General features: G+C 61.2%; 6 protein-coding genes and 1 pseudogene. All 7 read left to right on the forward strand.

What is annotated here, in order from left to right; all coding sequences use genetic code 11:
- Positions 1 to 261: pseudogene (locus NDI87_RS14435) on the forward strand (gamma-glutamyl-phosphate reductase); the annotation flags it as partial.
- Between the two features lie 49 nt (positions 262 to 310).
- Positions 311 to 1,606, forward strand: a complete 1,296-nt coding sequence (gene gshA, locus NDI87_RS14440) for a glutamate--cysteine ligase (protein WP_296276100.1) — start codon at positions 311 to 313, stop codon at positions 1,604 to 1,606.
- 73 nt (positions 1,607 to 1,679) lie between these two features.
- A complete protein-coding gene (locus tag NDI87_RS14445) occupies positions 1,680 to 3,548 on the forward strand; it encodes a potassium transporter Kup (protein WP_296276102.1) in 1,869 nt (622 codons plus the stop codon).
- 63 nt (positions 3,549 to 3,611) lie between these two features.
- Positions 3,612 to 4,577: a glutathione synthase gene (gene gshB / locus NDI87_RS14450; protein ID WP_296276104.1), complete on the forward strand. Its 966-nt coding sequence runs from the start codon at positions 3,612 to 3,614 to the stop codon at positions 4,575 to 4,577.
- 40 nt (positions 4,578 to 4,617) lie between these two features.
- Positions 4,618 to 6,090 carry an RNB domain-containing ribonuclease gene (locus tag NDI87_RS14455; protein ID WP_296276106.1) on the forward strand — a complete coding sequence of 491 codons (1,473 nt, stop codon included), beginning with the start codon at positions 4,618 to 4,620 and terminating at the stop codon, positions 6,088 to 6,090.
- 358 nt (positions 6,091 to 6,448) lie between these two features.
- The gene (locus tag NDI87_RS14460) at positions 6,449 to 8,605 is read left to right on the forward strand and encodes a UvrD-helicase domain-containing protein (RefSeq protein WP_296276108.1); all 2,157 of its coding nucleotides are present in this window, start codon (positions 6,449 to 6,451) and stop codon (positions 8,603 to 8,605) included.
- Positions 8,606 to 8,617: 12 nt separating this feature from the next.
- Positions 8,618 to 9,428: phospholipase A (locus tag NDI87_RS14465; protein ID WP_296276110.1), on the forward strand; the 811-nt coding region annotated here is incomplete at its 3' end.

A 9,428-nucleotide genomic window follows, 5' to 3' on the forward strand; every position in this document is an offset into this window, starting at 1 on the left:
CACATCAACCAGTACTCCAGCCACCACACCGATGCCATCCTGACGCGTGACCACATGCACGCGCAACAGTTCCTGCGCGAAGTCGATTCGGCCAGTGTGATGGTCAACACCAGCACCCGCTTTGCCGATGGTTTTGAATATGGCCTGGGCGCCGAGATTGGCATCAGCACCGACAAGTTTCATGCCCGCGGCCCGGTCGGCATCGAGGGTCTGACCTCGCTCAAGTACGTGGTGCTGGGCGAAGGCGAAGTGCGCCGTTGACCCGGGTGACCGCGTTTAAAATCAACGCTCACACTCTGCAAGGTTTCCTATGGTTCCGCACCTGATCACCGCCCTGACGGGCCCCATCAACGAACTGGAGCAGCGCGTGCTGGACTCCATGCCGGCCATCGAACGCTGGTTCAGGCTGGAGTGGATGGAGCACACACCACCGTTTTACAGCTCTGTGGACGTGCGCAACGCCGGCTTCAAGCTGGCCCCGGTGGACACCAATCTGTACCCTCGTGGCTGGAACAACCTCACCGCCGAGATGCTGCCCCTGGCTGTGCAGGCGGCCATGGCCGCCATCGAGAAAATCTGCCCGGAAGCGCGCAACCTGCTGATGATCCCGGAAAACGGCCAGCCCAGCAGCTTCTACCTGGCCAATCTGGCCCAGCTTCAGCGCATTTTCAACATGGCGGGCCTCAACGTGCGGCTCGGCTCGATTGACCCTGCCGTCAAGAAAAACATCACGTTCGAGCTACAAAACGGCGACCATGTCACGCTGGAACCGGTCATTCGCAACAAGCGCCGCCTCGGCCTGAAAGACTTTGACCCCTGCACCATTTTGCTCAACAACGACCTGAGCGCCGGGGCGCCGGGCATTCTGGAAGAAATCTACGAGCAATACCTGCTGCCACCGCTGCACGCGGGTTGGACCACCCGGCGCAAGAGCACCCATTTCAAATGTTACGAGGAGGTGTCCAAACGCCTCGGCAAACTGCTGGGGGTTGACCCCTGGTTGATCCACCCGCTGTTTGACCGCTGCGAAAACGTCCATCTGGGCCAGGGCAGCGGATTCGATGCGCTGCAAACCCAGGTTGACAGCGTGCTGACCCGTGTCAAACGCAAATATAAAGAGTACGGCATCAAGGAAAAGCCCTTCGCGGTGGTGAAATCCGACCATGGCACCCATGAGCTGGGCATCGTCACCGTGCGTGATGGCAAAGACCTGCAGGCGCTGCAAGAACGCATCCAGACCCTGAACAAAGGCCGCAAATCACCCTTCCTGCCGCACGACTTCATGGTGCAGGAAGGCGTTCTGACGCAGGAACGCGTCAACGATGCCGTGGCCGAACCGGTGGTCTACATGATGGACCGTTACGTGGTGGGCGGCTTTTACCGGATCCATGCCGGGCGCGGCATCGACGAAAACCTCAACGCGCCTGGTGCCGGCTTCGTGCCCCTGGCTTTTGAGCACAGCACCCAATTGCCCCAGCCTGGCGTGAAACCGGGTGCCAGTGTGCCGAATCGCTTTTACATGTACGGCGTGGTGGGGCGACTGGCCATGCTGGCCGCCAGTTATGAGCTCGAGGCCACCGACCCCGACGCTCAGGATTTCGAATAGACGGCGTTTTTGACGCAAAATAGCGGTCCCTCATGACACGGAGTCCGGCGGCCTGACGCCTCCGGCAGACTATTTGGCAATATCTCAATCGTCGCTGCGCGCCCTCACCCTGGGTGCCATTGGTGTGGTCTATGGCGACATCGGCACCAGCGTGCTTTACGCCGTCAAGGAAGTTTTCGGCTCGGGGCATGTCCCCTTTACCACCGACAACGTGATGGGGATCCTGTCGATCTTCTTCTGGACACTGACCGTCATTATTTCGCTGAAATATGTGACCCTGGTGCTGCGCGCTGACAACAACGGTGAAGGCGGTCTGGTGGCCATGCTGGCGCTGGCGTCCCAGTCGGTCAAGGACAAACCCAGGTTACGCAAAGTGCTCTTGCTGGTTGGCATTTTTGGTACCTGTTTGTTTTACGGCGATGGCGTCATCACGCCGGCTATCTCGGTCTTGTCCGCCGTCGAAGGCCTGGAGGTGGTCTCACCCAACTTCAAGAAGGCAGTGATCCCGCTCACCCTGCTGATCCTGTTTGGCCTGTTTGCCGTGCAAAAACGCGGCACCGCCGACATCGGCAAGTTTTTTGGCCCGATCACGCTGGTCTGGTTTGCCTGTATTGCCGTGCTGGGTCTGTCGCACATCGTGCACAACCCCGAGATCCTGTTGGCACTCAGCCCGCATTACGCGCTGGTTTTCATGTGGGCCAATCCGCTCACCACGTTCATCATTCTGGGCGCGGTGGTGCTGTGCGTCACCGGCGGCGAGGCGCTGTACGCCGATATGGGACACTTTGGCAAAAAGCCCATCCGCCTGGCCTGGTTCTACGTGGTCATGCCCGCCTTGACACTGAATTATTTTGGTCAGGGTGCGCTGCTGCTGAGCAACCCCGAAGCTGTCAAAAACCCGTTTTTCATGATGGCTCCCGGCTGGGCACTGTTGCCGCTGGTGGGTCTGGCCACCCTGGCCACGGTAATTGCCTCGCAAGCGCTGATCACGGGGGCGTTTTCCGTCACCAAACAAGTGATCCAGTTGGGCTATTTGCCGCGCTTTCAAGTGTGGCACACCAGCGTCAAGGAGACCGGTCAAATCTACATGCCGTTTGTCAATTGGGGCCTGTTTGTGCTGATTGTGCTGGCGGTGATGCTGTTCAAGTCGTCGAGCAACCTGGCGGCGGCTTACGGCATTGCCGTGACGCTGGACATGCTGATCACCACCGTATTGACCTTTTTTGTCATTCGCTACGCCTGGCATTACCCGCTGGTGTTGTGCCTGGCTGCCACCAGCGTCTTTTTTGTGGTCGACCTGGCATTTTTCAGCTCCAACCTGCTCAAGCTCACCGATGGCGGCTGGTTTCCCTTGCTGATTGCAGCCGGGGTATTCACGGTGATGATCACCTGGAAGGATGGCCGGCGTCTGCTGAACAAGAAACTGGCCGCCGATGCCATTGATCTGAACAGCTTTCTGGAAGCGGTTTTCGTCAGCCCGCCCACCCGCGTCGCAGGGACAGCCGTGTTTTTGACGGCGGCGCCCGGCACCGTGCCCAACGCCATGTTGCACAACCTCAAGCACAACAAGGTGCTGCATGAAGTCAACCTGTTTGTCACCGTGGTGAACCATGAAGTGCCCTGGATCGGGATGGGCAAGCGACTGGAACTTGATGCACTGGGGCACGATTGCTGGCAGGTGGTGGTGAACTATGGCTTCAAGAACGACCCCGATTTGCCACGCGCCCTGCAACTGATGAAGGGCCGTGGCTTTGAACTGGAGCCAATGAGCACCAGCTATTTCCTGAGCCGCGACACCATCGCACCCACGCTGGGCAGCGGCATGGCCCCCTGGCGGGAGAAACTGTTTGCCCAGATGCACCTGAATGCCAGTGGTGCAGCCAATTTCCTCAAGTTGCCCAGCAACTCGGTGGTGGAGCTGGGCAGCAAAATTGAAATTTAATACCAGATACCTTGCGGGACAGACCGTTAGCTCTGCCCCCAACTGACTAAGGATACTCCCCGAATGAACCTGTTGTTTGTTGCCGACCCGCTGGAATCTTTCAAGATTTACAAGGACACCACCTTTGCCATGATGCGCGAGGCGCAGGCCCGCGGCCACCAAATCAGCGCCTGCGAGCCCAAAGACATCATGTGGCAGCGCGGTGCCTGCGTGACCGCCGCGGTGCGCAACATCACGCTCACCGGTGATCCGGTCCACTGGTTCAGCGCCGCCCAACACCAACCCGGCGACCGGTGTCAAGTCCTCAAGTACTTTGACGCGGTGGTGATGCGCAAGGATCCCCCCTTCGACAGCGAATTTTTCTACGCCACCCACCTGCTGGAGCAGGCCGAGCGCGAGGGCGCCAGGGTTTTCAACAAGCCGCGGGCCTTGCGTGATCACCCGGAAAAGCTGGCCATCCTGGAATGGCCCCAGTTCATTGGCCCGACCCTGGTCACGCGCGAGGCGCAGGACATCCGCCGTTTTCATGCCGAGCACCAGGACATCATCCTGAAACCGCTTGACGGCATGGGCGGCACAGGCATTTTCCGGGTCAGGCAAGACGGGCTGAACCTGGGCGCCATCATCGAAACACTCAACCAGGACGGTGCCCAGACCGTGATGGTGCAAAAATTCCTGCCCGCCATTTCCGAGGGCGACAAACGCATTCTGGTGATCGGCGGCCAGCCCGTGCCCTACTGCCTGGCGCGTATTCCGCAAGGTGGCGAAGTGCGCGGCAACCTGGCCGTGGGCGGTAAAGGCGTGGCGCAGCCCTTGAGCGCGCGTGACCGCGCCATTGCCGAGGCCATTGGCTCGGTGCTGGCCGAGCGCGGCCTGTTGTTGATGGGGCTGGACGTGATTGGCGACAGCCTGACCGAGATCAACGTTACCAGCCCTACCTGCTTCCAGGAGATTGCTGAGCAGACCGGTTTTGACGTGGCCGCCATGTTTGTCACGGCGCTCGAAGCGGCGGTGGCGCAGCCTCGTTGAACTGGGTGCTTGACGGGTGCGCCGGATGTATATTGGCGCCATGAACTCAAACCATCCACACCACCGCGCAGACCTCGTCCGCATTGCCACCCTCGCCATGACCGAGCGCGGGCTTGAACCCGAGTTCCCGGCGCGTGTTGAGCAGCAACTGGAGACCATCACCGGACCCGGCAGCGAGGTCGGTCCGGATATCCACGACCTGACGGCGCTGCTGTGGTGCTCCATCGACAACGAGGACTCGCGCGATCTGGACCAGCTCACGGTCTGCGAGTTGCTGGACGAGGACGTGGTCAGGCTGTGGGTGGCCATCGCCGATGTGGATGTGCTGGTCAAGAAAGACAGCGCCATCGACGAGCACGCACTGACCAACACGACTTCGGTTTACACCTCGGCCCGCATTTTTCCGATGCTGCCCGAGCGCCTGTCCACCGACCTCACCTCACTCAACTTCTCCGAGGATCGGCTGGCGCTGGTGACCGAGATGGTCTTCAACGCGGACGCCTCGCTGGCAGGCGCCACGGTGTACCGCGCCCGGGTACGCAACCAGGCCAAGCTGGACTATGACGCCGTCAGCGCCTGGATCGACGGTGATGCCGCGCTGCCGGTCGCAGCGGCGGCTGTGCCGGGCATGGAGGCGCAACTTCGCGCACAGGACGACCTGGCTCAGCGCTTGCGGGTGCGCCGGCGTGCCGAGGGCGCGCTGGATCTTGAGACCTTTCAGCCGCGCGCCGTGTTTCAGGGCGAGCAGGTGGTTGATATTCGCCAGCAAGTGCAAAACCGCGCGCGGCAGCTGATCGAGGAAGTGATGATTGCCACCAACGGTTGCACCGCACGTTACCTGGCAGGGCGGGGCGGCGCCTCGTTGCGGCGCGTGGTGCGCTCGCCCGAACGCTGGCAGCGCATTGTGGCCGTGGCCGAAGAGTACGGCGAAACCCTGCCCACCGAGCCCGATTCCAAAGCACTGGAGGCTTTTCTGGCCAAACGCCGCTTGGCCGATCCACTGCGTTTTCCTGATCTCTCGCTCGTCATTGTGCGGCTCATGGGCTCGGGCGAGTACGTGGTGGAGACGCCGGGTGGCCCGCCAAGCGGTCACTTTGGCCTGGCCGTGCGGGACTATACCCACTCCACGGCACCCAATCGGCGCTTTCCCGACCTGATTACCTCGCGTCTGCTCAAGGCGGCGCTGGCCGACCAGGCACCGCCTTATTCGAACACTGAACTGGCCGACCTGGCCCTGCACTGCACGCGCCAGGAAGATGCCGCCCAGAAAGTCGAACGGCGCATGCGCAAGTCCGAGGCAGCGCTATTGCTGGAGTCGCACATCGGTCAGCGCTTTGATGCGATCGTGACCGGCAGTACCACCGATGGCATTTGGGTCCGGATTTTCACGCCGCCGGCCGAGGGCAAGCTGGTGCGCGGCCAGACCAGTCTCAAGGTTGGCGACAAAGTTCATGTCAAGCTGGTGGCCACCGACGTAGAACGCGGTTTTATTGACTTTGTGACGATCGATTGATCACTCTACCACCCGCCAAGCGCGTGAATGCGCCCCAGAACAAGCTGCGGGCGTGAGTTGAGTGCCGTTTTTAACGCTTGTTAACGCAACAAAAGAAAAAGAACAATGATCAACACAATAGTACCGATACCGATGTACATGGCTGGCTCCATCGCGATGTCCGCCCTCTGTTGAGGGTGTGTTAACACGCGTTAGTATCCCAATTTACATTTTTCCAACATGACAGTCAGTGCTCTGGCGAACGCAGGGCCAGATAATTTCGATGGATGCACCGACGTTCGAAGAATCGGATATTCAATCGCTGCGTCCATAGCCCCGCTACTGGTTATGATCCGCCCCTTCGCGAAAGTTGTCCCTGATGTCATCCCCCGCCCCCACCACCGGCCTGAACCTGGCCCAGCAAGAAGCTGTGAACTTCATGCACGGCCCCTGCCTGGTGCTGGCCGGCGCCGGCTCGGGCAAAACCCGCGTCATCACGCACAAGATCGGCCGCTTGATCCAATCGGGCGTGGCGGCCAAAAATATCTTCGCCATCACTTTTACCAACAAGGCGGCGACCGAGATGCGTGAACGCGCCCGGGGTCTGATTGGCAAGGCGGCCAAGGACGCGGTCATTTGCACCTTTCACGCCCTGGGTGTGCGCCTGTTGCGCGAGGATGGCGCGGCATTGGGCCTCAAAGCGCAGTTTTCGATTCTTGACAGCGACGATGTCACCAGCATCCTGAAAGACGCCGGCGGCAGTGTCGATGCCGCCACCGCGCGCAGCTGGCAATGGACCATCAGCCTGTGGAAGAACCAGGGTCTCAACGCCGCCGCCGCCGCCGCCCAGGCCAGCAACGACAGTGAGCGCATCATCGCGCGCGTGATGGCGCACTACGAGGAGCGGCTCACCGCCTACCAGAGCGTCGACTTTGACGACCTCATCAGTCTGCCGCTCAAACTGCTGCAAAACCACGCGCATGTGCGGCAAAAATGGCAAAGACAGGTGGGGCATATCCTGGTGGACGAATACCAGGACACCAACGCCACCCAATACGACTTGCTGAAACTGCTGGTGGGTGGCAAGGACCCGGCACAGGCCAGTTTTACCGCGGTGGGCGACGACGACCAGTCCATTTACGGCTGGCGCGGCGCCACGCTCGACAACCTGAAGAAACTTCCCGTCGATTTCCCGGCGCTCAAGGTCATCAAGCTGGAGCAGAACTACCGCTCCACCGGCGCCATTTTGCGGGCCGCCAACAACGTGATCGGGCCCAACCCCAAGCTCTATCCGAAGAACCTGTGGAGCGACCTCGGCGAAGGCGAGCCGGTGCGGGTGGTGGACGCCGACACCGAGGAACACGAGGCCGAACGCACCGTGGCACGCATCCAGAGCCTGCGCGCCAGCGGCCTGAACCAGGCCGGTCCGCAGTTCAAGGAGTTCAGGGACTTTGCCGTGTTGTACCGTGCCAACCACCAGGCCAAAACTTTCGAGAAAGCGCTGCGCAAGGCGGCGATTCCCTACAAGGTGTCGGGTGGCACCAGCTTTTTCGACCGCGCCGAAATCAAGGACCTGTGCGCCTGGTTCCGGCTCTGGATCAACAACAACGACGACCCGGCGTTTTTGCGTGCCGTGACCACACCGAAACGCGGCATCGGTCACCAGACCCTGGCGCACCTGGGTGACTTTGCCACCAAATACCGGGTCAGCATGTTCGGGGCGCTGTTTTCCAGCAGTCTGGGCGCAGTGATCTCGGGCAAGGCGCTGGGCAGCCTGCACGAGTTCGGCCGCGAGATCAACGACCTGGAGTTCCGCGCCCGCCACACGCTGGGGGCCGAGTCCGCCAAGGCCTTTTTGCTGGACTGGCTGAAAGACATCGGCTTCGAGAAATACCTGTATGACGGCGAAGACAGCGAGAAAGTGGCGGCCGCGCGCTGGAGCAACGTGCTCGATTTTGTCGACTGGATGAGCGGGCGTTGCGGCGGCCAGATTGAAGACGCCGCTGGCGTCAGCACGGCGGGCGAGCTCAAGTCGCTGCTCGAAGTGGCGCAAACTGTGTCGCTCTTGTCCACCATCAGTGAACGCGAGACCGACCAAAACGTGGTCACGCTGTCGACGCTGCACGCTGCCAAGGGCCTGGAGTGGCCGCATGTGATGCTGGTCGGCGTGACCGAGGGCATGCTGCCCTTCAAGCTGCGCGACAACCCTGAAGCCGACGCCGGCAAAGAGTCCGCCGTGCAACGGGCCCAGGCGCAGGAGGCCGCCAGCGCCACCTTGACCACGCACCTGCAGGAAGAGCGGCGCCTGATGTACGTCGGCATCACCCGTGCCCAGCGCAGCCTGGCCGTGAGCTGGACACGCAAACGCAAGAAAGGCCGCGAAATGATTGCCGCCCAGCCCAGCCGTTTCATCGCTGAAATGGGGCTGGACCAGAACACCGTGAAAGAAGACCCGCGCGAAAAGCTCAAGGCCTTGCGCGCCGAGTTTGCGCAGAAGGCGCTTGAGGGAGCGGCGGCGCGGGCTTTGGTGCGTTAACAGAGAGACGACATGAACTGCACATCCGGATATCCAACGCCCGCCTGGCCATCAAAGCCCGGCACAGCAGCGGCTTGCACGCTGGTCTTTTCCGCGCTGGCTGGCGCTGCTACGGCGCAAAGCAGTCTTGACACTGCAGCGCCGGCCATGACCCCGGGCTGGCAACAGTGCAGTGCCTTGAAGGACGACAGCGTCGCCCGCCTGCAATGCTTTGATCAATGGGCGCAACAACAAGGCAAGCGGCCAGACAGCAGCCCGGGTGCCCCAGCCATGCCGGCGTCACCGCCACCGGTAGCGCCCGTCGTCATCACCATGACGGCACCCGAAGCCCACAACTGCAAGAACCCCCGATTTTCGGAACTGTCGCGCTTTTGGGAGTTGGAAGCGGGCAGCGATTGCGGCACCTTTGGCATTCGCGGCTACCACCCCATCAGCCTGTCGTGGATCGGCTCGGACAGTGTGAACAAACAACCCACGTCACCTTCGCCAGACCATACTGCGGCCAGCGTCACCGGTTTTATCAATTCAGAAATGCGCATCGGACTGTCGGTGCGCACCAAGATTGCCCAGGGTCTGCTGACCCATAACCAGCCGCTCATGCGTGATTCTCTGTGGTTTGGCTACTCACAGCAGTCCAACTGGCAGCTCTTCAGTGGCGACCTGTCGCGGCCATTCCGTACCACCGACCACGAGCCCGAACTGATCTACGTCTTGCCGACCGATGCCCCCCTGCCCTGGGGCTGGCGTCTGCGCTACAGCGGCATCAGCTTCAACCACCAGTCCAACGGTCAGCCCCTGCCGCTGTCGCGCAGCTGGAACCGCA

Origin of the sequence: Rhodoferax sp. (genome assembly GCF_023701345.1) — a bacterium.
Classification (GTDB): domain Bacteria; phylum Pseudomonadota; class Gammaproteobacteria; order Burkholderiales; family Burkholderiaceae_C; genus Rhodoferax.

Excerpts from the sequence above, each read along its gene's own strand:
- gshA (WP_296276100.1), top strand. The coding sequence starts at position 311 with ATGGTTCCGCACCTGATCACCGCCCTGACGGGCCCCATCAACGAACTG.
- gshB (WP_296276104.1), top strand. The coding sequence starts at position 3,612 with ATGAACCTGTTGTTTGTTGCCGACCCGCTGGAATCTTTCAAGATTTAC.
- NDI87_RS14455 (WP_296276106.1), top strand. The coding sequence starts at position 4,618 with ATGAACTCAAACCATCCACACCACCGCGCAGACCTCGTCCGCATTGCC.
- NDI87_RS14460 (WP_296276108.1), top strand. The coding sequence starts at position 6,449 with ATGTCATCCCCCGCCCCCACCACCGGCCTGAACCTGGCCCAGCAAGAA.